A 22,585-nucleotide genomic window follows, 5' to 3' on the forward strand; every position below is an offset into this window, starting at 1 on the left:
TGACCTCCTCAAAATTTTGGGTTCCCCTCCCAACAAACAAAAGATCACATGGTCATCGGCATTTCAGTATTGTGGTGGCTGCATCCTTTCCGCGATAGCAGCCATGACGGCAGCCTTGTCTTCGGGGTCAACCCCCAGTCGTTCGGCTTCTGCTGCAAGCAGTTCCGGTGGCAGATCGGCGCCAAAGTCGTAATCGGTCGGCGCGAGGCGGGCTTGTCTGGCGGGTTGAAATGCGTCGAGCAATTCGGCTGAGAATCTGGCGCTGTTTACAAACGCCTGACGGAAAAACTGTTTCCTGCTGATCGGTTCGGCCATGGCTGGCTCCTTCAGCGTTAAAGCATTTCCTGTCTCGCCTGCTCAATGGAGAACGGCAACGCCACCCCTTTAAGCTCGGAAAAAGCAACACAGGTGTTGATCACTTTTATTTTCACGCAACGGGAAGATTCTTCGCTGTCACGTTTTTTCAAGGCATTGAAAATCAGGACATAATCTGCAAACAACTTTTGCTGTTGCGCCTCTTCAAAGGAGGAGAATCCGGGAAACATCAGCGACGAGCTGGCACAGAAAGAGGACACCATCTCATCAATGATCTGGTTTTTTGTTCCGCCAGCGATGATCTTGAAAAAACGCCGGGCCTGGGCTTTAAACTCACTGATATCTTTGCTGAAAACAGCCTTGCTCAAATTGGCGGTACATTCTTCCAGCTCAGCCAGTTGAACGTCGGTAATTTTGCAGGCGGCCATTGCAACCACTCCCGGTAAAAACAGGTAAGCTGCTTCAAGGCGCGCCATGATCCGTTCGTCCGACTCTTCGGCAGGAGAGACATTCGAGCTGGTCATCAGGCAGGTCGACTGCAGATAGTAACCACTTCCCTGCCGGGCTTCAATCAAACCACGGGCTTCCAGCCGCCGCAACGCACCACGCAGGGTATTGCGACTAACGTCAAGTTCGGCTGCCATCTTGCGTTCCGCCGGCAATCTTTCACCGACGGCCCAATAGCCGGCAGAAATGCGTCGCAGCAGCAAACTCTCCAACCATTCTTCCTTGCTGTAGACGTATTTTTCAGCACTTTTTGCTGCTGCGTCACCCATCTCAACCCTGCCAATCTGCTGCTGCAAGCGTTAACACCCTACATTTTGAGTCATATTTATTTTATTTTGGCTCACCAATTTGTCAACAAAAGGTCAAATTAAACAGTTTTGGTTCTACCAAATTTAAAGGCAAGCCACTGTAATGACACCCATTTTGTCACACGAAAAATCGGTAAATATTTCAAAAAAAAGTAAAAAACCCTACAAAACCATAGAAATTTCAATCAAAATGGAGATAAATAAATGGCAAGGAGAAACTGGACAGAAGGATAAGCAGGAGGTAAAATTATCGCACTAATTAGGTTGGTTTAAATATCGACGGGAAAGAAGCATGCCCTCACAAGAAGTTAAATCGCTGCTACCGGCACTACAAAAAATGAAGCTGCTGCTCTGGCAACTTGACCTGGCAAAGCGGACCTTTACCAACCTCAACAGTTGCCCCGAGCTTATCCTCAGCGCCGAAGATTATCGATTTTTCAAGGATAAGGATTATCGTTTCAGGCAGCTTCACCCGGATGACCGGGGTGACCTTGAACAGGCGATCAAATGCTTCAAGGAACGCCAGCCGGTGCAGTTGGTCTTTCGCGTGCAAAACGAGGATAAAATTCACTGGTTCAGGATGTCTGGCTGGCCGGCTGAGGATTTCCGATTATACGAGGGAAGTGTCGAGGAAATAACGGGTCAGATACATCAGCTGAAAAATATCTTTGAGGACCAGAACCGAATGCTGCTGGAAGATGCTGTTCCCTACCCGGTCGCCCTGTTTCTCTGGCCGTGTCTCACCCTGCAGAAAGCCAACCTGGCATTTGTTGACCGTCTCGACCTGAATGCGGCTAAAAATCGCAAAACACAGCTGAAAGACCTGCTGATTGGCGACATCAACCTGCCTCTGCTACTGGAAAGCCTGATGTCCGAGCGCCACCTGACAACCGAGTTGACCCTGACGACAGGTCTGCAGCCGACCCACAAAGTTCTCTGCCGACTTGAATATTTCAGCCACGCTGGCCAAGCATACCTGCGCCTGGCCATGTTGGACGACAACAGCATCTCAAAACCAGCGGAGCAGAACCCTCAAACCACGACTCAGGACATCAGCCAACTTTGCAGCAGCTTGGCCGACTGCTGGTCGATCGAAGCGATGCTGGCCCGGATCTACCAATCTCGTGAGCTGTTTCCGGGGCTGGATGCTGTCATGTATTCTGATATTTATGCGCGCAAAGACCGGGTCGTTGTCTACTCTCATGGCGAACTGAAAGAACCCCTGACCCCCGGGAGCAGATTCCCCTACACGGGAACGATTGCCGAGAACATCGCCAAAGAAAATCTTGAATATCTCATCGTTGACAACACTCAAAGCAGCATCAAGGCAATCGACTGGATGTTGTTCGTGCCGAAAGGGCTGTACTCTTATATTGCCAAAGCTTGCTACGAACGAGGCGCCATGCGCACCGTACTGATCTTCTGTTCACAACAGAAAAACAGCTTTTCCGAACGCCAGGTCGAGGCAATCACAGCCATTGCAGAGGCATTCCATAAGCAGCTGAAAAAGATCCGCCGGCGAGAAAAAACGGAATAATCAGAGGTTCACGCCGCAGGTACCGTCACAAAACGGCTGTTTCCCGCTTTGCCCGCAGCTACAGATGTACACTTTCTTCTTTTCCTTGATTTCAAACCGTAGCGGACAGCCTTCGCCCGGCTGGTGGCTACCGTCGCAGAACGGCAGGTTCTGCGAGTTGCCGCAGGTGCAGCGGAAATACGTGCCCGGTTCCAGAGTGATGGCGATCGGCATTCCGGCGTCACTATTCATTTTAGACATTTTATCCCTCCTCAAACGGTTTCGAAGCGGTTCATCTCAACATTTTTGCGCGATCTCAGCGGATCGAAAATCTGCCCGTTCATGGCGATATAAACGCCGGCCGGCAACGTCTGCGCCGCAGTAATCGCGCTGGCGACGTTGTAGATCGCATCGGTAAAACGGAAACGTGCCGGTTGCATGGCCCCGGTCATAACGATCGTCTTTCCGGCAAGACCCTGCAGTGCCAGTCCGGTGGAAATCATGGTGTCGGTGCCATGAGTGATAACGACATTTCCCGCCTCACTCTTTTCAACTGCTGCACGTATCAGCTGCCTGTCATCATCCGTCAACTCCAGGCTGTCTTTCCGCAACAGAGAGGTTACCTTGTAATCAACCGTCAGGTTGGCATCGCGCAGCAGTTCCACAATCTGCGGTTCGCCAATCTCATAATTGCTTTTGGCATCGAAGTAGATTTTATCGATTGTGCCGCCGGTGGTAAAAATTTCGATCTGCACAAAAACTCTCCTGCAACAAACCTTATGGCCGATAGTCGTTCAAATCCCAATCATAATCAAGATAGTCGAGCGGGGTATCCCCTGCTTTTATCCGCAGCTGTAACGCCTTATCATCGGTCAGCAGTTCCGCATAATCGCTTAAAAATGCAGAAACTGAAGGATGCCCACGAAAGCCGATAAAATCATCTCCGTACCAGTCGAAAATCTTTGAGATTTCCAGTTCGTCTGTTGCAGGATTATAGCGGTTGCGCGCCCGGTCGGAAAGGAAACGACGCATACTATCTTCTAACTGGCCATCGATTTTTTTAGCGACGAAAGCCTCATCTCGAATCCCGGGGCAACCGATCGAGGCGCAGACCACGGCCGCATGAATGCGCGGATCGCCGAAAACACCCGGCTGACGGATCATATCATGCTCAATTTCATCAAGGTGCCGTTCTTTCCCGAGAAGGCTGAAAAAGCGTTTTTTCCACGGCGACGTGAAGAGTGACCCAAGATCCTTGATCGATTCCAGGTCGGGATATTTACCGAGTATCAACTTGATGGTAAAGGCGTTGTAAGCATTGATCAGAAAAGCCAGCTGCTGCTGTTTTTGCCAGTCATTGTAGTCTTCCTCTGTTACAGCTGACAGCCCTGCGAGATACTGATCCAGTTCTGCCTGCCGCTTTGCAAGGGACTGGTAATCGACTGTCGAGGCGACCCCGCTGCTGTTCCAGTAAACATTTTCACGCAGCAAACGGTTCCAGGCGGTATGCTTGTGATCAAAAGCCTGGGCGGCAGCAGTCAGCAAAAAACAACAGCCGAGCAGCAAGAAGGTTATTTTCTTCATATTTTCCCCTTCGGACACAAAGCCGACAAGAGCCACTCCACCGGCTATTACAGTCTACACCAGAGGAAGAATTTGCGGTACCTTTCGCTGCCCCAATCCATCTGGTTGAAGTCAGTGCAAAGGTTAAAGACCCATGCGATAAGCGTCAGAAATCAAGGCGAGAAAGAACTCCTGATTCTCACCTGAGTGAGTTGAAAATAACGTTGACATTCGATTTTATGAATAATACGATATTATCGCTTTTGTAACATTTGATGGTTGATTAATCGACAATTTACCAAGAAATGGTTTTTACGCAATCAAAGCGTTAGGCGAATACAAAGGACATATCATGGAAACTGTAAGTATCTACAGAAATTGCACGGAAAAATCTTTGGCAGATTTTGTTGCTGACCTGAGCAAAGAAGTTGAAAAACGGGGATTCGGCTTCTACCATTTAGACAAATCTGATCTTGGCGATTTTTACCGATCCTTTGGTGTTGAGTGGCCGGAAGACTACGAGCACCGGGTCCTGCAGTTATGCAAACCGGAGAATTCCGGCAAGGCCCTCCAGGTTAACCCTGAGCGCTCCCTGCTGGTACAAAAGTTCTTTTTTATTTTCAATCGGGGCGGCAAAACCGAAATCCGCTTTTTAAGATATTCTCAGCAACTGATGGCTGACCTGCTGGGACACAATGAATACGAGCAAGGCTTCAGCGATGACGTTTTTGCCGAGCGCATGGCAGGAATTTTTTCGGCCATGCAAGCCAGCGTCGAAGCTGCCGTTTAAGTCAGAGTTCAGGAAAAAGGAGAATAAGCCGTGTCTGAACAATTCAAAGCAACTCCAAGTGCAATTACAGAGCACTTTAACCCGGCCTGGTTTGCCTCAGTGATGGGAACTGCTGTTATCCCTCTGGCCATTTCATTTATCAAAGCATCCTGGGTTCAACCGCTGGCGATGGTTTTCCTGATCTTCTCAGCGATTCTGTTTTTCGCTTTTTTAATGCCCTGGACAGCAAAACTGTTTCTCTACCAGGCGAGTGTTAAAAAAGACCTGAATCATCCGATCGCGGCCAACTTTTTCCCGACCATGCCGATTTCGCTGATTCTGTTTTCGCTGAACCTGATGAAGTTTCCGACCATGTTTTTCAGCAAGGAAACCTCTCTGATCCTGGCTTACTATCTCTGGTTATTCGGATCACTTGGCATTTACCTGATGGGCTTTATCATCCTGACGCATATTTTCCGCCATCAGGAAATCAAGTTGAATCACGCCAACTTCGGCTGGTACATCCCACCGGTCTCGAAACTGATCATACCGATTGCCGGTTTCGAGCTGGCAGCAAAATTGGCAGATAAAGCAGAATTCGCCATTACCCTGTCGATGATCAGCCTCGGTGTCGGTTTCTTCCTGTTTCTGTTTGTCGGAGCGGCCGTTTACCACCGCTACATCTACCATGAGCTGCCGATGGCGCGATTTGCCGCAACCTTTTTTATCGGCATAGCTCCGACTGCTATTATCTCGGTCATCCTGTTCAAGATGATCCACCTGTTTGAACATCACGCCTATTTCGGCATCAGCGGCGAAGTTTTTACTCCGATCGCCAAAATCGGCATTTTAACAACCTGGGGGTTTTCCGCCTGGTGGTTCATCATGGCTGTTATCGTTATCAGCTATTACCTGAAAGTTCTGCAGCTGCCCTATGCCCTTTCCTGGTGGGCTTTCACCTTCCCTTCCGGCGCTCTCTGCGTATCCTCCGGTGTCGCCTGGAAAATCACCAATGTCGGGCTGATTCAGAACTTCTACTACCTGGCCGTCATTTTCCTGCTGGTTGTCTGGACCCTGGTCCTGCTCCGCACGGCCAAAGGGGTTATTTCCGGAAAGATTTTTGCGCCGACCCACTAAACGCAAAAGGTAACCCAACAAAAAGGTCCCGCTCAATATTCTGGCGGGACCTTTTTCATTTCATCTCGGTTGCAAGCTACGGCTTTGGCAACATTTTCTGTAGCGACTCTACTGCCAGGCGTGTGAAAGGAGGATGGGAAGGGCTAATACCCACACAGGCCGCTAAAAATGGCTCGAAGCGTCTCGTCGTCGAGTTTTGAAGAAAGATAGGCTTCATACTCGGCTTCTGCCTGCAAAAGCTCTTCGGGCAGATCCGTTTCAGCAACTTGGTCTTGATTCACGCACACCGATTTCAAATGTGACCGATTCAGGGTTACCCCTTCGGCCCGACGATTATTCAGCCAACGATCACATGCATCATGGGTCCCGACAAAGGCGAAGCATAAACTGTTTTCTTCGCGCAGACTGATCAGTCTGTAACCGCTGCCAAGATCAAATTTTCTGCAGTTGCTCAAACGCAGCTCACCATTTTTTGTCAGCTTGGAAAGCATCTCTTCTTCGCTTAACTGCCCGCTGGCGATGGAGCTTATCAAACTTTCAGCTCTTATTGCAGCAGCAGCCCCCTTCTTGTCACTGCGTTGCAGTGTTTTAAGCTGGCGCTCAAACAAAGTGGTCTGAAATATTTTATCGGCGTATAGAGGCATGCTGACCTGTTTCTGAAAGATGAAGATATATGTCAGGAATAAAGCAGTTGCAGTAACAGGTCAAACAGATATATTCAATTTTACAAATACCTTCCATCGGTAAAATCAATAGCCGTGGCAATAGAAAAAAACGGCTCTTTCCCGAAAGCTGCTGATGAATCTTCGAACAAATGGACAAACGAAACTAAAATCCCAATATTTACCGGAGACTAATCATCTCCAAGTGAGGGGATACCCGCGTTGCCGATTGCCAAACCCGCCTGTTGCCGGTTACAGTTGGCTCAAATATTGTTGAAAATGAAGGGACCTAGGCCATGAGCTGGTCAATTTGGGGGATACTTCAGCTCCTGCTGCTTCTGCACGCGCTGACAATTCCACTGCTGGTATTTAAAATCGTCCTTCAGCGACGAGAATCGGGTGCGACACTGGCCTGGATTCTGGTTGTCATTTTTCTGCCTTTTTTGGGGCTGCTGCTTTTCTGGCTGCTCGGGTCGACACGGATCAAGCTGCTGCGTCGTAAAAGGCACCGCGCAGAAGCACGGCTGACACCATCGCTGGAGAGACTCAGGAGCCAAGAGCAACTGACAGGGGATGACGACCTGGTGGCGGGCTCGCTCTATTCCCTTGCGACGCGACTGGACGAGTGCGGTCCACAGCCGGGCTGCAGAGTCGAGATGTGCCGTGATGCCGAGCAGATTTTCAACAGCCTGGAGAGCGCAATCGACGCAGCAGAGCATCACATCCACCTGATGTTTTACATCTGGGAAGCGGATACCACCGGCCAGCGTTTCTGCCAGGCTTTGACCCGGGCAGCCCAGCGGGGCGTTGAAGTGCGCCTGCTGGTGGACGATGTCGGGTCATATTTAACCAAGACCGATTTCTTCCACGAGCTTGTTGTGGCAGGAGGAGAGGTCGCCCGTTTTCTGCCGCTGAACCTGCTTAGCCGGCAGGTTTCCGTGAACAATCGCAATCATCGTAAAATTATCGTGATTGATGGCACAACCGCCTTTACCGGCAGCATGAATATTGGTGACCTGTACGCTGGTCTGTCACATTCCTGGAGTGATCTGCTGATAAAAGTTGAGGGACTGGTGGTCAATGAGCTGCAAAGCGTTTTCTGCCAGGATTGGCATCACTCTACAGGCAAAGATCTTGCCACTGAACAATATTTCCCCTCGACCCACATCAGCGGAGATGTCTGTGCTCACTTTTTGGCCAGCGGCCCATCAGATGACGGCTGGCGGGCGATCTACACCTTACTGTTTGTAGCAATCAACAGCGCCCAGGAGCGCGTCTGGATCGAAACGCCCTACTTTGTCCCTGACCCGCCGATTCTTATGTCATTGCAGTCTGCAGCTCTGCGTGGCCTCGATGTTCGCTTGCTGTTGCCACAACGCTCAGACCATATCTGGGTCGACTATGCCGGACGCTCTTTCTTTGATGAACTGCTGCATGCAGGAGTCCGGCTTTTTACTCTGGATGGAACCATTTCCCATGCCAAAACGGTCATTGTCGACCGGGTCTTTGCTTCAGCCGGATCGGCGAATATGGATCAGCGCAGCTTTCGCCTGAACTTTGAAGGCAACCTGATGTTCTTCGGCAAGAAGATTGCCACAGAATTGGCTGACGATTTTCTGAGTCAGAGCCAGCCGGCACAGGAAATTGATCTTGCCAGTCGGGCCGGCCTGTCCCATCGTGAACGCCTGAAGGAAGGGTTTGCACGCATTCTAGCGCCGCTTCTCTGAGGTTTCTTTTCTTTAGCTGCATTGTAAAAATAATATATTTATATATTTATGTTTAAAAGTCTTCCCTGATGAGATATAAATGATGCAGTGCCTAACAAGATGGGCGCTCCCGTCCAGAATAGGGGTGGCTTGTTATGAAGCAAACGGGCATCAGGTGGATTTTCCCCTTGGGAATAGTCCTGCTGATCGGCAGCTTTATTTATTTCGATCTTGCACAGTATCTGTCTCTTGACGAGCTACGGACTCGCCACGCCATCTACCAAGAATTTTGCCGGCAATATCCCATCCTCTCTCTGCTCATCTATTTTTTCATGTTCCTCACCTTGACGGCTCTTTCGCTTCCCGGGGTATCGATCCTGATTCTGGTTGGTGGGTCCCTGTTCGGCTTTATCCCCACCCTGCTCGTGACATCCTGCGCCGATGTGCTCGGTTCGACACTGGCTTTTCTCGGCTCCCGTCACCTGTTTGGCAACTATTTGCAAGAACGTTACCCTGCCCGTTTTCGAGCTGTTAATGCCGGCATTGACCGCAAGGGATGGTTTTACCTACTCTACCTGCGACTGATGCCGATCTTCCCCTGTATCCTCATCAACCTGCTGATGGGATTGACACGAATCCGGGTAACAACCTTTTACTGGGGGACTCAGCTTGGCAAGCTTCCTCATAATATGATTTATTCAAATGCAGGGACCCAGCTGAACAAGCTGGATTCAGTTTGGGGGGCGCTGTCCCCCGGTGTTGTTTCTTCATTCCTGCTGATTGCACTGTTTCCGATGCTGGTAAAGCTTTGGCTGAAGAAGCTGGAAGCACGCCAACCAGAGCCGGTTTTTGAGCAATCCTGCCCGGTCACAGTCATGCAAAGAAGACACTAGGGTGATGTGAACCTGCCCTGCAAGCACACCGACAATGCTCCAGGGGAAGGAAGCGGCTCACAAAAACATACCCTACCCGCGAACCAGTGACTTTGGATGCTGTAACAACTGGGCTCAAAGAATTAATTACCGAAATCAGAACGTGACAGCCTGGAGCTTCCTAAAAATTGAACTGCTCGCCAGGCTTTAAAACTGCAACCTTGCTATCGGTCTCAGTCTCCACCCGCGCGGCCCAAGCGCTGGCGTCCTGCTTGATCAGATCAAACGTATTGTAGTGGATGGGAATTACTGTCTGCGGTTGGAGCATTTTCACCGCCCTCAAAGCGTCGCCAGGTCCCATGGTGTAATTGTCGCCAATGGGGAGCACCGCAACATCTATCCCTTCCTCGCCGATCAATTTCATGTCACCGAACAACCCGGTATCCTGGGCCAGGTAGATTTTCTTTCCATCGTTGGCCGTCAACAGAAATCCACATGGATTGCCGCCATCTGAACCATCTGGTAACTGAGAGCCATGCAGGGCCAATGTCAGTTTCAAGTAGCCAAACGTGTGCCTGTAGCCACCGCCAATATGCTGTCCATGAACCTTTTCAAGCCCATTTTTTTGCAGCCAGATGGCTATCTCGTGATTACTGATCACGACGGCTCCAGTGCGTTTGGCAATCCTTACCGTGTCACCGATGTGATCACCATGGCCATGACTGACAAGGATAAAATCGGCCTCGACCTGATCCGCCGTTGTTGAGGCAACTGGATTTCCCTCGAAGAAGGGGTCTATCACCAAATGGTGCCCATCCGTTTCCAGGCCAAGGGTTGCGTGGCCGTACCATGTTAGTCTGTTCATTTCAGTTCCCTTCCAAATCCGATACAAAACGAACCGGCGCGCTAAAAGTAATATCGTAGATAGAGGTAGACCATCGACAGAGCTATGGTCAAAAACATAACGGGCAGCCCGTACTTGAGAAACTGAACAAAGCTGATCTTGTGTCCCGCTTTGTCACTCAGCCCGACAACAATGACGTTGGCTGAAGCACCAATCGGCGAGCCGTTACCACCGAGACAGGCACCAAGAGCCAAGGCCCACCAGACCGGCATCATCGCTGGGTTCTGAATATGATCGATAGTCGCCATTCCTGCCTCGACACCGTAGACCTTGTGAGCCATATCGATCAGCAATGGGTTCATCGTAGCCACAAAAGGAATATTATCGACTACAGCAGAGCTTATTGCTGAAAACCAGAGCATAACCATGCTGAGTAAAGTCATATCCTGCGGCTGTGGGTTGGTAACGTTGATCATAGCGCGGGACATGTCCTCTACCAGTCCAACTTTGACGATTCCTCCGATAATAATGAACAGGCCAATGAAGAAAAAGATCGTTGGCCATTCCACTTCTGCCAGTATTGTGTGCGGATCCTCGCCAGAAATGAAGAACAGAGTTGTTGCCCCCATCAGCGCAACAGTGGCCGGTTCGTAATGGAAAAGGCCATGGAGGATAAAGCCGAGGATAGTCAAGCCAAGAACCAGTAGCGATTTTTTTAACAGCCCCGCATCATTGATCTGTTCCCTTTCATCCAGGGACATGATCCGCTCCTTCAACTCCGCCTTGACCTTTAGGCGATTACCGAAAAGCAGCTTCCACGCCAGCATCCAACAGAGAAAAATAATGATGATTGCCGGGCTCAGGTTGTAAATAAAATCCATGAAGTTGAGGCCGGCTTTGGATGCAATCATGATGTTCGGAGGATCGCCGATCAGTGTTGCGGTGCCACCGATATTGGAGGCCAGCGCTTCGGTGATCAGGTAGGGTATCGGATCAATCTCCAGTTGTTCAGCGATCAACAGAGTGACCGGAGCAAGCAAAAGAACCGTGGTGACGTTGTCCAGAAAAGCGGACCCGATCGCGGTAATGACTGCGAACAAGGCCATGATGCGGAACGGTTCCCCCTTGGCAACCTTGGCACATTTGATCGCCACGTACTGGAATACCCCGGTTTTTGTCATGATGTTGATGATGACCATCATTGAGATCAGCAGGAAAATAACATTCCAGTCGACCCCCAGTTCGATGTCGTTGAACGCTTCCTCCTGGAGCAGCACTTTGGTGATCATCACCAAGGCAGCGCCAAAGAGGGCAACTTTTGTTTTATGGACTTTTTCCGAAATGATCAGCACGTAGGATACAAAGAAAATAGCTGTGGCGATCCAGAACATCACAGTCTCCAAATTGAGAATTGCCAGTGTGGCAGCATGCCGATACCCGTTACAACTTAGCCAGATCAACCAATTGATTCTTCTCTGCCCCCCAGTCGGGGCAAGAATGGACCAGTCGGATTAAAATATCCCGCCGGCTGACCTCACCTAAAAGTCGCCCCTGCGCATCAATGACCGGCAAAGTATTACAGCCTTTTTCAGCGATTAACGCATCGGCTTCAAGGAGTTGGTGATGTGGATGAACGTAAACAAACCGCGTGACCATAATCTCTTCGGCCGTTTTGTTTTTAACCTTCTCAACCCGCTTCAGCAAAAAATCCGCCTCGTCGGTAAAAGAACGCGCCAAGTCCGCGTTCAGGTATGAAGGGATAATCTCCCGTAATAAATCCATCGACGTCACCAACCCCAGCAGTTTGTATTTTTCATCAACAACATAAACCTGACGTGGGTTTGAAGAAGTAATCTTGCAAAGCAGCATCTTGAAATCACAGTCTTTTCCCGCAAGGAGAACTTCTGTTCTCATGCATTCTGAAACCTTCATTCCAATTTCCTTCCTCTAGCAACAGGTCCACAATGACACTAAAAAGCCATCCAGCAGTCAGTTAAAAACTTATCTTAAAAACAGGATAAAACAAGTGATATTAAAAACTTCTAGACTGTCTCTCGTGATAATCGCAACACTGCCAGAGTGTGTTAAAATTTGCGATTATAGAAGGAGGACTTTATGCAATTCCTGTTGAAGCTTTTCAGAGCGCTCAACTCGGCGCAGACTCCCTGGCAGGTCACTCTGGCAATAACACTGGGGATGATTGCAGGTCTCACACCCATCTCGGGAATCCAGTCTATCCTCATCCTTTTCCTCGTTTTTTTGCTTAACATTCATTTGGGGCTATTCTTTGTCGCTTCGGCGGTATTCGCCGGAGTCGGCTATCTCTTCGACCCCTGGTTCGAGCAGATTGGCTACGCAATCTTGAGCAGTGAAGGGCTCAAGGGAATCTGGACCACATGGTACAACAGTGGCCTGATGCGCATGACCCACTTCAACAACACCCTGGTCGCCGGGTCCACGGTTGTGGCACTGGCATTGGCAGTCCCTCTCTACTTTGCGCTGGGATGGGCGATCAACCATTACCGCACGGCGCTGTCTGCCCTGCTGGAAAAAGCCCCGAAGCTTGGGCTCTTCGGCATCCTTAAGAGCACTGAAAAGCGCGATCCGTTACTGCGCTGGTGGGGAGCAGCCATCTTCGTCGTGCTGGGAGGGCTGGTTGCTTTTATCGCTATTGTGCTGGTAGACCCCTTGGCAAAATGGAGCCTCGAGGCAGGAGGCAGCGCCCTGCTGCAGCGCGACCTGCGTGTTGGCGGGGTCAACGTCAGCTTCTCTGAAGGTTCCGTAACCATCGATCGGCTCGAAATCGCGAGCGAGCAGGAGGGAGTCGATGCGGTTTCGTTTGACCGGGCCGCCATCGATATCGATTTGAACGCCCTGCTGCTAAACCGCACCCATATCGAGCATATCACCATCAGTGGAATGGGGTTTGAGACTCCGGCAACGATGAAAAAAGATCCTGCCCCGCCTGCGAAAGAAAAAAATGCCAACGCAGGTTCCGGTGGCTTCGGCTTACCGAGCTTCGAGCTCCCCACTCCCGAATCCCTGCTGGCCAAGGCGGACCTGAAAATAGTCACAGCCTATAACCAGGCGCAAGAGGAGATCAAAGCGATCATCGCCAAATGGGGAGAGGTTGCCAAGGGCGACGATTTATCGACCGCAAAGCTTGATGAACTAAAAAACGAGCTAGACGCGCTGAAACAAAACAGCAAGAGCAAAGATCCGGCACAGTTGATCGCGCTGGCGAAAGATGTGAAAGCTTTTCAGGAAAAGGTCAATACCTACAAAACACGGCTCGAAACGGTCAAAACCGATTTCAGCAAAGACCGCAAGCGGATCGAAGAGCTCTACGCGCTCATGCGAAAGGCATCAGCAGAAGATTTCAACAAGCTTAAATCGGCCTACGACCTCTCCAGTGGTGGAGCTATGAACATCATCGGGGCGATTTTCGAAGATCAGATCAAGACCTATATCGCGCAGGCACGGCGTTACTACACGATGGCCGAACCCTATCTGCAAAGTGAACCAAAACCGCCGGTTCCGCCGCGAGGAGAAGGGCGTTGGATGAAATATCCGCTGACCCAGCCGGACCCAGATCTCTGGATCGCCAAAATGGTCGTCGACGGGATTTTGAAAGGACAGACCTTCTCAGCGCAGGTCAATGATATCACCGACCAGCAAAAGCAGCTTGGTCGCCCGCTGACTTTCACAATGAACAGTGATGGGCCGAAGGTCAGCAAGCTGGTCATCAGCGGCGAGGATAATCGCCTGGGCGAGCCCGTCACCAACCGCATCCGGTTCGCCTCAGCCGGGCTGCCTCTTGAACCGATGAAGTTCGAAACGCTCGAACTCGGCAAAAGTATGCTCGCCTTCAACGGCGAAGTCTCTCTGGAGGGCATGAAAGCGCTCGCGGGAGCCAGTAGCCTGGCTTTCAGTGACACTGTCATCGACCTCAAAGGCGAAGGCAAGATGATGAATCTGGCAGCGGGGATACTGAAAGGGATCAACGCCTTTAAAACGAATGTCGATCTCGGGGGGACATTACTGCAGCCGACGGTTTCAGTCGCGACCGACCTCGATGGCAAGATCGCCAAAGGCCTTGGCGAGAGCTTCTCCAAAGAAGCGTTGGTCTACAAGCAGCAACTTAAATCAAAGCTCGACGGGCAGATGGGCGACAAGCTCAGCACTCTCAAGGGAACTGCGGGCAACTTGGTCGATATCGAGGGATTGCTGGGCGACCGCAGCAAGGCGCTCACGGACCTGAGCGGCAGTGCCGGCTCGTTGGGAAAAACGACCGGAGGATCAAAGATACAAAAGATGTTCGGGTTCTAAAGACGGTTCATTCTACAAACAGTCAACACAAAACAGCCCTTTTGCCGTGCGAACATTTCAGCGAGGTAAAAGGGCTGTTGTTTCGAATCTATTTCGATGTGTCTCTTCAGCAGCCTGGTTCCTCGTCCGCGTCAGTTTCGGGAATGTGAATTTCCAGCGCTTTGCCCTGCAAAATAGCCTCGACGATTTTTCTCCGCCCGTTCGTCACCAGCCGCTGTACGGTCCCCCGGGAGATGCCCATCTTCTCACCGGCTTCCTGTTGCGTCAGACCCTCGCCATCACACAGGCTGATCGCTTCCAGCTCATCAACCGCCAGGGATAAAATTTCGAGTTTACTCATCGGGGTCCCTGCCGGTTTAAAAACCAGATCCTCCGGCTGACGGCTGGGGCAACAGTTGCGAAGTTTTTTAGGACGTGGAGACATTTAATCCCTCATGTAAAACAGAATGAGCTTTAAAGGTTGGTCAACAGAAAATAACCGAAGAGAGTCGATGAAACAATGGATGATCCGTTTCGGATAAAAAAAGCAGCTGTCGGAACAACAGCTGCTTTTCATTACACGACAGAATAACGATCAGAGAGCCTCTTCTATCATGGCAATAATCGTGTTGAAACTTTCAACAACCGAATTCGGGAATTCAGCATCATCGATCAATTCAGCAACTCGTTCAGCACTGAAACGCAGCATTCGTACAGCGGTGGTTCCGTCCTTGGTGAAAACAAAAACAAATTTCGGCAGCAGAACGCAGCGTTCCGGGTTTTTGCTCAGGGTCATGGCTGCTTTATTCGGCTTACAAACCTGAACCATGTGCATGTCGAACCCTTCGGCAACTTCGACACCGTGCTTGCCAAAAGTATGCGCCATTTCCATCTTGTCTTCGTTGTGGATCAGAAAGCCCCGCTTGTCTGCCGCAACCGCAAAATCCTTGATAAATTGATCGACTGGTTTACTGGTCTCTGCATGATAGATTGATGCTGACATTTTTCATTCCCTCAGTTTTATTCAAGTAGAAAGGAGGCCTCAGCCTCCGAAACCCATTCCATTACGGCCACGGCCCATGCCACGCCCCATACCTGGTTCGGCAATCTCAGATTCTGCGGTCTGCATGCGGAAGCCCTGCCCTTGGCCACGTCCTGCCCCACAAGCCTGGCCACGACCCTGACCTTGCATACGCCCCAAACCCCGGCCTTGCCCATTAGCACGACAATTCATTCCACGGCCTTGGCCTTTACCTTGTCCCATTCCTCTACCTTGTCCACGCATATAAAATCTCCATTTCTGATGGTTTTGAGGGGCTCACGCATTTCAACTCGTTTAAAACGCGGAGCAGCACCCTCCAAGTTTCGTGCATATGCACAAAATAGAGCAAAGGCATTCAGATGTCAATATGTATAAACAGAAAATTCACACAAAAAAATGTGGATTATGATCACTAGCGGGAAAAGCTTTTATTGTGCAGCAACGACCCGGCAGATCGCTGATGATAAAAAAGCCAGGTCTGAATCTGTCATAACAAAGGGAGGCATCACGTAAACCAGCTTACCAAAAGGGCGCACCCAGACACCTTCATCAACAAACATCGGTTGGATTCTACGCATATCGACCGGCTGCTTCATTTCGACCACACCAATGGCGCCCAGGACGCGGACATCGGCCACAGCTGCCAAGCCGCGACAGGGAGCCAGCCCTTTTTCCAGCCCGGCTTCGACACGGGTGACCTGCTTCTGCCAATCGCCCTCCAACAGAAGTTCAATGCTGGCACAGGCGACAGCACAGGCAAGAGGGTTTCCCATAAAAGTGGGGCCATGCATGAAAACTCCGGGGTCTCCAGAGGAGAGAACTTCGGCCACGGTTGTCGTCGCCAATGTCGCTGCCAAGGTCATGTAGCCACCGGTGATCGCCTTACCGAGGCAAAGGATATCGGGCGAGATTCCCGCATGTTCACAGGCAAACAATTTGCCACTCCGGCCGAAACCGGTGGCTATTTCATCGGCAATCAGCAGGATATCGTACCGGTCGCAGAGCTGACGAACTTGCCTCAGATACTCCGGTGCGTAAAAACGCATTCCCCCGGCGCCCTGTACAATCGGCTCTAAAATCACCGCGGCAATCTCGCCATGATGCTGTTCGACCAAAGCTTTAAAGCCAGCAATATCCTCATCCTGCCAGTCGTTATCGGTCCGGCAGGTCGGGGCATCGGCGAACAGGTGCTCCGGCAACAGATGACTGAAAATATGATGCATCCCGGTCACCGGGTCGCAAACCGACATCGCCCCGAAAGTATCACCGTGATAACCGTTGCGGATGGTTAACAGCCTCGATTTCTCCGGTTTTCCCGAGACGTGCCAGTACTGAATCGCCATCTTGATCGCAACTTCAACCGACACCGACCCGGAGTCGCAGAAGAAAACATGCTGTAACGGGTCCGGAGTGAGATCAACCAGCAGCTTGCCCAGCTTGGCAGCAGCAGGATGAGTCAAACCACCGAACATCACATGCGACACTTTTTCCAGCTGTTCTTTCGCTGCAGCATTCAAGCGCGGGTGATTGTAGCCGTGGATCGTCGACCACCAGGAGGACATGCCATCGATCAGCTCCCGCCCATCCTCCAGGGTTAAGCGCACCCCGCTGGCTGAGACGACCGGAAAAACCGGCATCGGATCGGTCATCGAGGTGTACGGGTGCCAGAGGTGGTTGCGGTCGAAATCGATCCAGTTTTCAGCGTTGTCACTCATCAGCAGATCCTCGCAAAAGCTGCGGCAAAGGGTTTAAAGAAGTGATTGTATAAAGGTTCCGGAAAAAATGAATGGGAAAAAAAAAGAATGTGAGCATGAAAACAGATAAATTCAAATCTCGCGAACTGCTGTGATATGTGGAACGAAAATCGCTGGCCAGTACTCAGCGTTTCAGTTCCACCCGGTTGCGTCCACCCTCTTTCGCGCGACAAAGAGCCTCTTCAGCCCGACCGACAATGGCCCGTTTGTCATCTCCCTGGTGAAATAATGAAATCCCGAAACTGGCCGTTCTCTTCTCGATGGTCGGAAAATCGTAGCTTTCGATAATGCCCCTGAGCTTTTCCGCGAATCGCAGCAGTCCCGTTTCCTCAGTTTCCGAGCAAATGATGATGAACTCCTCCCCTCCCCAGCGACCGGCCGTATCGGTCAGGCGGGTATTGCAAGCGAGCAGTTCAGCGATTTCCTGCAAAACCCGATCACCAACATCGGGCCCATAAGTGTCATTGACCTGCCTGAATAGATCAATATCGAACAACACCACACCAAACATCAGCTTATAACGCTCAGCTCGATCAAGCTCACTCTGCAGGCTCTCTTCCAGTTTGGGACGATTATACAGCCCGGTGAGGAAATCAACGGTGGCAAGCTGCTGCAGTTCCAAAGTTTTCTGTTCCAGTTCTGCTTTAACGACATCCAGTTCTGCGCGTACATCTTCAGTACGGGCGCGCTCAACCGAGAGCTTGCGTTGCCAATAAAAACCGGCAGCAAAAACCACCGCCGCTAACAGAAAGACCGACCAGCCCGAAAGATTCATGGGGCCGGAGGCGAGCACTGTCACCTGATCTCCGTCCTGCTGGGCGAAGATGACCCCGATAAAAAATTGCAATAGCAGCAGAAGAGAAAAAATTATAGGTTTCATAATGTACCGTTGAGCGAGAAGGTGCTTCCAGACATATTGAACCATTCTTAACAGATCGAACAAGCGGCTGTCCTGTCTTTTTCACTTCTGCACCAATCGTTGCAGGCCACATGAACTGTCAGCTGCTCTGAAAACGTGAAATCATCTGCCACCCCTGCTATATTGGAGTAAAATAGTTACAGTTACCCAACAGAAATCAGGAGAAAGCTTATGGCAAAAGTTCTCATCTGGCTCGCTTCCGGCGACCTTGAAAAACTGCAACCTGGCATTCTGTATGGCACCAACGCCCGCAAATTCGGCTGGCTGGATGATGTGCAGTTTGTCATTTTCGGTGAAAGTGAACGTCTGCTGCTAGAACACCCCGAGACATTTGAGCTGCTGCAGCAGAATGAGGCCGCCTACTGCAAATTTGTCGCGGACGACATGCAGATTACCGAGGAACTGAAAGCAAAGGGAGCTAACATCATCTACGTTGGCGAATACATTTCGAACTTCATCAAGCAGGGTTACGAGGTCATAACCTTCTGATCTTTTCAGCCTGGTGACGCACGGCCAAATCACCGCTCGCGTTGCCAGGCACTTCCCACCCAGAATGCTGCCCCCACCTTTTATTTTATGGTAATTTTTCACACAACAGTGATAATATTCATTGACAGGCCCCCGCTGGCTTCAACTCTACAATGCTGCTTACTCCTTTGAAGTTGTAACGCCTGGGTCTGTTTCCAGTGAAACATCAAGTATCAGCTTCAGGTAGAGAAAGGATTTTTCAGATGGCAGCACCGACCCAAATTGAAAAAATGATGAAAAAAGCTCGTATCGCCCAGAGATCATTTGAATCTTTTGATCAGGCAGGTGTCGATGCGATCGTCAAAGTCATCGCAAAAGTTGTTTACGACCACGCCCATGAGCTTGCTTACGAGGCCGTCGTAGAAACCGGAATGGGAGTCTACGAAGACAAAGTTGCCAAGTGCCTAGGCAAATCGAAGGTCATCTGGAATCATTTAAAAGACAAAAAATCGGTCGGCGTCATCGGTCGCGACCTGACCAGCGGTATCGTCTATGTCGCCAAACCGAAGGGGGTTGTCGGTGCGATCATGCCGACAACAAACCCGGTCGTCACCCTGATGTGCAATGCAATGTATGCGCTCAAAGGACGCAATTCCATCATTATCGCACCTCACCCCCGGGCCAAAAAAATTACCGGAAAAACAGCCCGCCTGATGCAGCAAAAACTCGACAAACTGGGCGCCCCCGCCAACCTGCTGCAGTACATTAAAGAGCCCTCCCTAGCACTGACCCAGGAATTGATGAAAACAGTCGATGTTCTGGTAGCAACCGGTGGCCCGGAAATGGTGAAGGCAGCGTATAGTAGCGGCAAACCTTCGTACGGTGTCGGGCCGGGCAATGTACAGGTCTTACTGGATCGAGATATCGACTACAACGATGCGGCGCAGAAAGTGATTTACGGCCGGAAGTTCGACAACGGCATTATCTGCTCCGGCGAGCAAACAATCATCGCCCCGAAAGAAAAATATACCGAGGTGATAGAAGCTTTCACGGCCAACGGAGCTTTTTATATTGAAGAACAGGCGACCGTCGATAAGTTTCGCCAAGCGCTGTTTGAAGAAGGCCACTTATCACTGAACGCGGTTGGTCAGAGCGTTGCCAGGATCGCCGAACTGGCAGGCGTCGAGGTTCCGGAAGAGGCCAAAGTGATTCTGCTGCGCTCAAACGACCGGGATGATGACATTCTACGTAAAGAGAAGATGTTTCCTGTCATAACCACCTTCCAGTACGATTCATTCAGTGAAGCACTCGCCATTGCGAAGAAGAACCTGACCATCGAGGGTGCCGGCCATTCGGCGGCGATCCACTCGAATAACGACGAACATATCGAAAGCGCCGGCATCGAACTGCCGATCAGTCGCCTTGTTGTCAACGAGCCCAGTTCTACCACCGCGGGAGGGAGCCTCTATAACGGTTTCGCGCCGACGACAACTCTTGGTTGCGGCTCATGGGGCAACAATTCGATCTCGGAAAACCTCGACTACAAGCATTTGATCAATGTCTCCCAAGTCGGGTACCCACAAAGAGACAAACTGATCCCGAGCGACGACGAAATCTGGGCATAAACCACGATTCCCTTCTCCTGCCTGGCGGCTGCTCCCCTAACCCCGCCGCCAGGCATGAAACTTCTCCACCCACTGCAACAGCTTCTCTGGCGCGTGCTCTTTCTTCCAGATTCCGGCCGTCATCTTGTTCGCCTCTGCCAACGTCGGATAGGTGTGAATAGTGCCGAGGATTTTGTTCAGGCCCAAGTTGTGCTTCATCGCCAGCACGTACTCGGCCAGTAAGTCACCGGCGTGGGTGCCGACAATCGTCACACCGAGAATTTTATCCGTGCCCGGCCTGGTCAACACCTTGACCCAGCCATGGTCCTCGCTGTCGGCGATCGCCCGGTCGAGATCATCAATACCGTAACGGGTGACCTCAAAAGGAACTTTCTGTTCTGTCGCTTCGAATTCATTCAGCCCGACCCGCGCCACTTCAGCATCGGTGAAGGTTGCCCAGGGGATGACCCGGTAGTCGACCTTGAAGCTCTTGAAACCGCTGAACAGGGCATTGACAGATGCGTACCAGGCCTGGTGGCTGGCGGTGTGGGTAAACTGGTAAGGTCCGGCGACATCACCGGCACAATAAATATTCGGGTAGTTGGTCGCCAACAGCAAATCGACGGCAACCGTGCCGTTTTTATTGAGTTCCACCCCCAGCTCTTCCAGTCCAAAACCGGTCACGTTCGCTTTGCGACCGACCGCGACCAGCAGATGGCTGAACTCGATTTCAACCGTTTCTCCCCGATGCTCGCAAACCAGGACCTGTCTGCCCTCAGCAACCTGCACCTCTTTAGCCGCGTGGCCAGTCAGAACGGTTATGCCTTCACTGACAAACTTCTCCTGCACGAACGCGCTAACCTCGGGATCTTCACGGCTCAAAATCCGTGGCAACATCTCTACCTGGGTCACTTGGCTCCCGAGTCGGGCAAAGGCCTGGGTGAGTTCGCTACCGATCGGGCCACCACCAAGAACAACCAGTTTTTCCGGCAATTCGCGCAACCCCCAGAGGTTATCGGAGGTCAGATACTCAACCTGATCCAGGCCTTTAATCGGCGGAACAAAAGGGCGCGCCCCGGTGGCGATGATGATGCTGCGGCTCGTTAACACCTGTCCGTTGACTTCAACCGTCCAGGGCGAGGTGATTTTCGCTTCGCCCGCGATGACCTCAACACCGAGCCCGGTATAACGCTCCACCGAATCATGTGGCTCAACCTTTTCCACCACCTGCTGCACCCGCTCCATCACGCGGGCAAAATCGAACTCGACCTCGGCTTTTTCGAAACCGAACTCTTTGGCCCGTTTGGCGTAAGAGAGCATCTTGGCGCTGCGGATCAACGCTTTACTCGGCACACAACCGGTATTCAGGCAATCGCCGCCCATCTTGTGTTTTTCAATCAGCGCCACTTTCGCTTTGACTGCTGCGGCAATATAACTGCTCACAAGTCCGGCACTGCCGGCACCAAGCACGACCAGGTTATAGTCAAATTTTTGCGGCCGCTGATAACCAGCGTAAACCTTTCGCGCCTGAAAAATGCCGAGAATTTTTTTCGTCACCAGCGGGAAGATCCCGAGCAGAACAAAAGAGAAGATGATACCGGGCGATAGAATGCCCGCAGCGCTCTCCAGTTGGCCAAGCTGGGTTCCGGCGTTGACGTAAACCACCGTCCCGGCGAACATGCCGATCTGACTGACGATGTAGAAAAGAGAGGTTTTAAGCGGCGTCAACCCCATCACCAGGTTGATGACGAAGAACGGGAAGAGCGGCACCAGCCGTAGCGAAAAGAGATAAAACGCGCCCTCTTTTTCCACCCCCCGGTTGATCGCCTGCAGCTTGTCTCCAAATTTGCCCTGCACCCAGTCCCGCAGTAAAAAACGGGAAACCAGAAACGCCAATGTCGCACCGATACTGCTGGCGAAACTCACTACGATCAGCGCCGCCCAGAAACCGAACAGCGCACCGCCAGCCAGCGTCATCACAGCTGCACCCGGCAGAGAGAGGGCTGTCACCGCAACATAAATGAAAAAATAGATACCGAGGGTTAACAGCTTGTTCTGCAGATAAAAATCGTTGAAACCCTGCTGCTGGCTTTTCAGGTACTCCAGGGTGAAATACTGCCCCAGGTCGAAAAGAAAAAAGGCCATGACCAACAGGCCAATAACAGCAAGCAGGATCATTTTCATCGTACGATTTTTCATTTTTCTCCTCTATTGGCTCACCATGGCTGTTTTCTTTGCCAAGTATTGTGCTATAAAATTTGTTGAGTAGATTAGTCATCTAAAGGATAGCT

At 51.1% G+C, this 22,585-nt stretch carries 23 protein-coding genes; 8 read left to right on the top strand and 15 right to left on the bottom strand.

Features of this window, described 5'->3' with window-relative positions; genetic code table 11:
* Positions 1-63: 63 nt before the first annotated feature.
* Together BUB13_RS11765 and BUB13_RS11770 are read right to left on the bottom strand one after the other, a co-directional pair.
* Positions 64-315, bottom strand: coding sequence for a hypothetical protein (locus BUB13_RS11765; protein WP_072908959.1), 252 nt, complete (start codon positions 313-315; stop codon positions 64-66).
* A 17-nt stretch (positions 316-332) separates the two neighbouring features.
* The gene (locus BUB13_RS11770; RefSeq protein WP_072908960.1) at positions 333-1,118 is read right to left on the bottom strand and encodes a FadR/GntR family transcriptional regulator; all 786 of its coding nucleotides are present in this window, start codon (positions 1,116-1,118) and stop codon (positions 333-335) included.
* Between the two features lie 304 nt (positions 1,119-1,422).
* On the opposite strand from BUB13_RS11770, the gene BUB13_RS11775 reads away from it, so the two are divergent.
* On the top strand, positions 1,423-2,667 hold the full coding sequence (locus tag BUB13_RS11775; protein WP_072908961.1) for a hypothetical protein: 1,245 nt from the start codon (positions 1,423-1,425) through the stop codon (positions 2,665-2,667).
* Here the strand turns inward: BUB13_RS11775 and BUB13_RS11780 are convergent, their stop codons facing one another.
* The 3 genes from BUB13_RS11780 to BUB13_RS11790 are packed head-to-tail and all read right to left on the bottom strand — an operon-like array spanning position 2,668 to position 4,230.
* Positions 2,668-2,907 carry a CDGSH iron-sulfur domain-containing protein gene (locus BUB13_RS11780; protein WP_072908962.1) on the bottom strand — a complete coding sequence of 80 codons (240 nt, stop codon included), beginning with the start codon at positions 2,905-2,907 and terminating at the stop codon, positions 2,668-2,670.
* Between the two features lie 11 nt (positions 2,908-2,918).
* On the bottom strand, positions 2,919-3,401 hold the full coding sequence (locus BUB13_RS11785; RefSeq protein WP_072908963.1) for an asparaginase domain-containing protein: 483 nt from the start codon (positions 3,399-3,401) through the stop codon (positions 2,919-2,921).
* A gap of 22 nt (positions 3,402-3,423) precedes the next feature.
* Complete coding sequence (locus BUB13_RS11790; protein ID WP_072908964.1) at positions 3,424-4,230, bottom strand: DUF547 domain-containing protein; 807 nt, start codon at positions 4,228-4,230, stop codon at positions 3,424-3,426.
* A gap of 331 nt (positions 4,231-4,561) precedes the next feature.
* Between BUB13_RS11790 and BUB13_RS11795 the strand changes: the two genes are divergently transcribed.
* Positions 4,562-4,999: a DUF302 domain-containing protein gene (locus BUB13_RS11795; protein ID WP_072908965.1), complete on the top strand. Its 438-nt coding sequence runs from the start codon at positions 4,562-4,564 to the stop codon at positions 4,997-4,999.
* A gap of 30 nt (positions 5,000-5,029) precedes the next feature.
* Complete coding sequence (locus tag BUB13_RS11800; protein WP_072908966.1) at positions 5,030-6,115, top strand: SLAC1 family transporter; 1,086 nt, start codon at positions 5,030-5,032, stop codon at positions 6,113-6,115.
* Between the two features lie 143 nt (positions 6,116-6,258).
* Here the strand turns inward: BUB13_RS11800 and BUB13_RS11805 are convergent, their stop codons facing one another.
* Positions 6,259-6,723: a hypothetical protein gene (locus tag BUB13_RS11805; protein WP_139249370.1), complete on the bottom strand. Its 465-nt coding sequence runs from the start codon at positions 6,721-6,723 to the stop codon at positions 6,259-6,261.
* 350 nt (positions 6,724-7,073) lie between these two features.
* Here BUB13_RS11805 and cls point away from each other — a divergent pair, with 350 nt between their 5' ends.
* Positions 7,074-8,504 (top strand): cardiolipin synthase, encoded by a 1,431-nt coding sequence (gene cls / locus BUB13_RS11810; RefSeq protein ID WP_072908968.1) that lies wholly within the window; start codon positions 7,074-7,076, stop codon positions 8,502-8,504.
* A gap of 134 nt (positions 8,505-8,638) precedes the next feature.
* Entirely contained in the window at positions 8,639-9,376 is a 738-nt protein-coding gene (locus tag BUB13_RS11815; RefSeq protein ID WP_072908969.1) for a TVP38/TMEM64 family protein, read from the top strand.
* A 160-nt stretch (positions 9,377-9,536) separates the two neighbouring features.
* Here the strand turns inward: BUB13_RS11815 and BUB13_RS11820 are convergent, their stop codons facing one another.
* From BUB13_RS11820 to BUB13_RS11830, 3 genes are read right to left on the bottom strand one after another with little or no spacing between them, the layout of a single operon-like run.
* Positions 9,537-10,220, bottom strand: a complete 684-nt coding sequence (locus tag BUB13_RS11820; RefSeq protein WP_072908970.1) for a metal-dependent hydrolase — start codon at positions 10,218-10,220, stop codon at positions 9,537-9,539.
* Positions 10,221-10,261: 41 nt separating this feature from the next.
* Positions 10,262-11,590: an ArsB/NhaD family transporter gene (locus tag BUB13_RS11825; protein ID WP_072908971.1), complete on the bottom strand. Its 1,329-nt coding sequence runs from the start codon at positions 11,588-11,590 to the stop codon at positions 10,262-10,264.
* Between the two features lie 49 nt (positions 11,591-11,639).
* Positions 11,640-12,131 (bottom strand): CBS domain-containing protein, encoded by a 492-nt coding sequence (locus BUB13_RS11830; RefSeq protein WP_072908972.1) that lies wholly within the window; start codon positions 12,129-12,131, stop codon positions 11,640-11,642.
* Positions 12,132-12,314: 183 nt separating this feature from the next.
* Between BUB13_RS11830 and BUB13_RS11835 the strand changes: the two genes are divergently transcribed.
* Entirely contained in the window at positions 12,315-14,528 is a 2,214-nt protein-coding gene (locus BUB13_RS11835) for a TIGR03545 family protein (protein ID WP_072908973.1), read from the top strand.
* A 106-nt stretch (positions 14,529-14,634) separates the two neighbouring features.
* Here the strand turns inward: BUB13_RS11835 and BUB13_RS11840 are convergent, their stop codons facing one another.
* The 5 genes from BUB13_RS11840 to BUB13_RS11860 form a co-directional block, all read right to left on the bottom strand.
* Complete coding sequence (locus BUB13_RS11840) at positions 14,635-14,952, bottom strand: DUF134 domain-containing protein (protein ID WP_072908974.1); 318 nt, start codon at positions 14,950-14,952, stop codon at positions 14,635-14,637.
* Between the two features lie 150 nt (positions 14,953-15,102).
* The gene (locus tag BUB13_RS11845) at positions 15,103-15,510 is read right to left on the bottom strand and encodes a DUF302 domain-containing protein (RefSeq protein ID WP_072908975.1); all 408 of its coding nucleotides are present in this window, start codon (positions 15,508-15,510) and stop codon (positions 15,103-15,105) included.
* A gap of 39 nt (positions 15,511-15,549) precedes the next feature.
* On the bottom strand, positions 15,550-15,792 hold the full coding sequence (locus BUB13_RS11850; protein ID WP_072908976.1) for a hypothetical protein: 243 nt from the start codon (positions 15,790-15,792) through the stop codon (positions 15,550-15,552).
* A 185-nt stretch (positions 15,793-15,977) separates the two neighbouring features.
* Positions 15,978-17,264: an adenosylmethionine--8-amino-7-oxononanoate transaminase gene (gene bioA / locus BUB13_RS11855; protein ID WP_072908977.1), complete on the bottom strand. Its 1,287-nt coding sequence runs from the start codon at positions 17,262-17,264 to the stop codon at positions 15,978-15,980.
* Positions 17,265-17,427: 163 nt separating this feature from the next.
* Positions 17,428-18,183, bottom strand: a complete 756-nt coding sequence (locus BUB13_RS11860) for a GGDEF domain-containing protein (RefSeq protein ID WP_072908978.1) — start codon at positions 18,181-18,183, stop codon at positions 17,428-17,430.
* A gap of 210 nt (positions 18,184-18,393) precedes the next feature.
* On the opposite strand from BUB13_RS11860, the gene BUB13_RS11865 reads away from it, so the two are divergent.
* A complete protein-coding gene (locus BUB13_RS11865) occupies positions 18,394-18,711 on the top strand; it encodes a hypothetical protein (protein ID WP_072908979.1) in 318 nt (105 codons plus the stop codon).
* A gap of 242 nt (positions 18,712-18,953) precedes the next feature.
* Entirely contained in the window at positions 18,954-20,315 is a 1,362-nt protein-coding gene (locus BUB13_RS11870; protein WP_072908980.1) for an aldehyde dehydrogenase family protein, read from the top strand.
* A 36-nt stretch (positions 20,316-20,351) separates the two neighbouring features.
* Here BUB13_RS11870 and BUB13_RS11875 read toward each other — a convergent pair whose 3' ends face one another.
* A complete protein-coding gene (locus BUB13_RS11875) occupies positions 20,352-22,493 on the bottom strand; it encodes an FAD-dependent oxidoreductase (protein WP_072908981.1) in 2,142 nt (713 codons plus the stop codon).
* Between the last annotated feature and the right edge of the window lie 92 nt (positions 22,494-22,585).

This window comes from Malonomonas rubra DSM 5091, from assembly GCF_900142125.1.
GTDB classification, from domain to species: Bacteria; Desulfobacterota; Desulfuromonadia; order Desulfuromonadales; family Geopsychrobacteraceae; genus Malonomonas; species Malonomonas rubra.

What these genes read in the sequence shown, in the direction of transcription:
- BUB13_RS11870 (WP_072908980.1), top strand. Translation starts at nt 18,954, where the DNA reads ATGGCAGCACCGACCCAAATTGAAAAAATGATGAAAAAAGCTCGTATC.
- BUB13_RS11820 (WP_072908970.1), bottom strand. Translation starts at nt 10,220, where the DNA reads ATGAACAGACTAACATGGTACGGCCACGCAACCCTTGGCCTGGAAACG.
- BUB13_RS11865 (WP_072908979.1), top strand. Translation starts at nt 18,394, where the DNA reads ATGGCAAAAGTTCTCATCTGGCTCGCTTCCGGCGACCTTGAAAAACTG.
- BUB13_RS11835 (WP_072908973.1), top strand. Translation starts at nt 12,315, where the DNA reads ATGCAATTCCTGTTGAAGCTTTTCAGAGCGCTCAACTCGGCGCAGACT.
- BUB13_RS11845 (WP_072908975.1), bottom strand. Translation starts at nt 15,510, where the DNA reads ATGTCAGCATCAATCTATCATGCAGAGACCAGTAAACCAGTCGATCAA.
- BUB13_RS11850 (WP_072908976.1), bottom strand. Translation starts at nt 15,792, where the DNA reads ATGCGTGGACAAGGTAGAGGAATGGGACAAGGTAAAGGCCAAGGCCGT.
- bioA (WP_072908977.1), bottom strand. Translation starts at nt 17,264, where the DNA reads ATGAGTGACAACGCTGAAAACTGGATCGATTTCGACCGCAACCACCTC.
- BUB13_RS11775 (WP_072908961.1), top strand. Translation starts at nt 1,423, where the DNA reads ATGCCCTCACAAGAAGTTAAATCGCTGCTACCGGCACTACAAAAAATG.
- BUB13_RS11830 (WP_072908972.1), bottom strand. Translation starts at nt 12,131, where the DNA reads ATGAAGGTTTCAGAATGCATGAGAACAGAAGTTCTCCTTGCGGGAAAA.
- BUB13_RS11765 (WP_072908959.1), bottom strand. Translation starts at nt 315, where the DNA reads ATGGCCGAACCGATCAGCAGGAAACAGTTTTTCCGTCAGGCGTTTGTA.
- BUB13_RS11790 (WP_072908964.1), bottom strand. Translation starts at nt 4,230, where the DNA reads ATGAAGAAAATAACCTTCTTGCTGCTCGGCTGTTGTTTTTTGCTGACT.
- BUB13_RS11875 (WP_072908981.1), bottom strand. Translation starts at nt 22,493, where the DNA reads ATGAAAAATCGTACGATGAAAATGATCCTGCTTGCTGTTATTGGCCTG.
- cls (WP_072908968.1), top strand. Translation starts at nt 7,074, where the DNA reads ATGAGCTGGTCAATTTGGGGGATACTTCAGCTCCTGCTGCTTCTGCAC.
- BUB13_RS11860 (WP_072908978.1), bottom strand. Translation starts at nt 18,183, where the DNA reads ATGAAACCTATAATTTTTTCTCTTCTGCTGCTATTGCAATTTTTTATC.
- BUB13_RS11795 (WP_072908965.1), top strand. Translation starts at nt 4,562, where the DNA reads ATGGAAACTGTAAGTATCTACAGAAATTGCACGGAAAAATCTTTGGCA.
- BUB13_RS11825 (WP_072908971.1), bottom strand. Translation starts at nt 11,590, where the DNA reads ATGTTCTGGATCGCCACAGCTATTTTCTTTGTATCCTACGTGCTGATC.
- BUB13_RS11815 (WP_072908969.1), top strand. Translation starts at nt 8,639, where the DNA reads ATGAAGCAAACGGGCATCAGGTGGATTTTCCCCTTGGGAATAGTCCTG.
- BUB13_RS11840 (WP_072908974.1), bottom strand. Translation starts at nt 14,952, where the DNA reads ATGTCTCCACGTCCTAAAAAACTTCGCAACTGTTGCCCCAGCCGTCAG.
- BUB13_RS11780 (WP_072908962.1), bottom strand. Translation starts at nt 2,907, where the DNA reads ATGTCTAAAATGAATAGTGACGCCGGAATGCCGATCGCCATCACTCTG.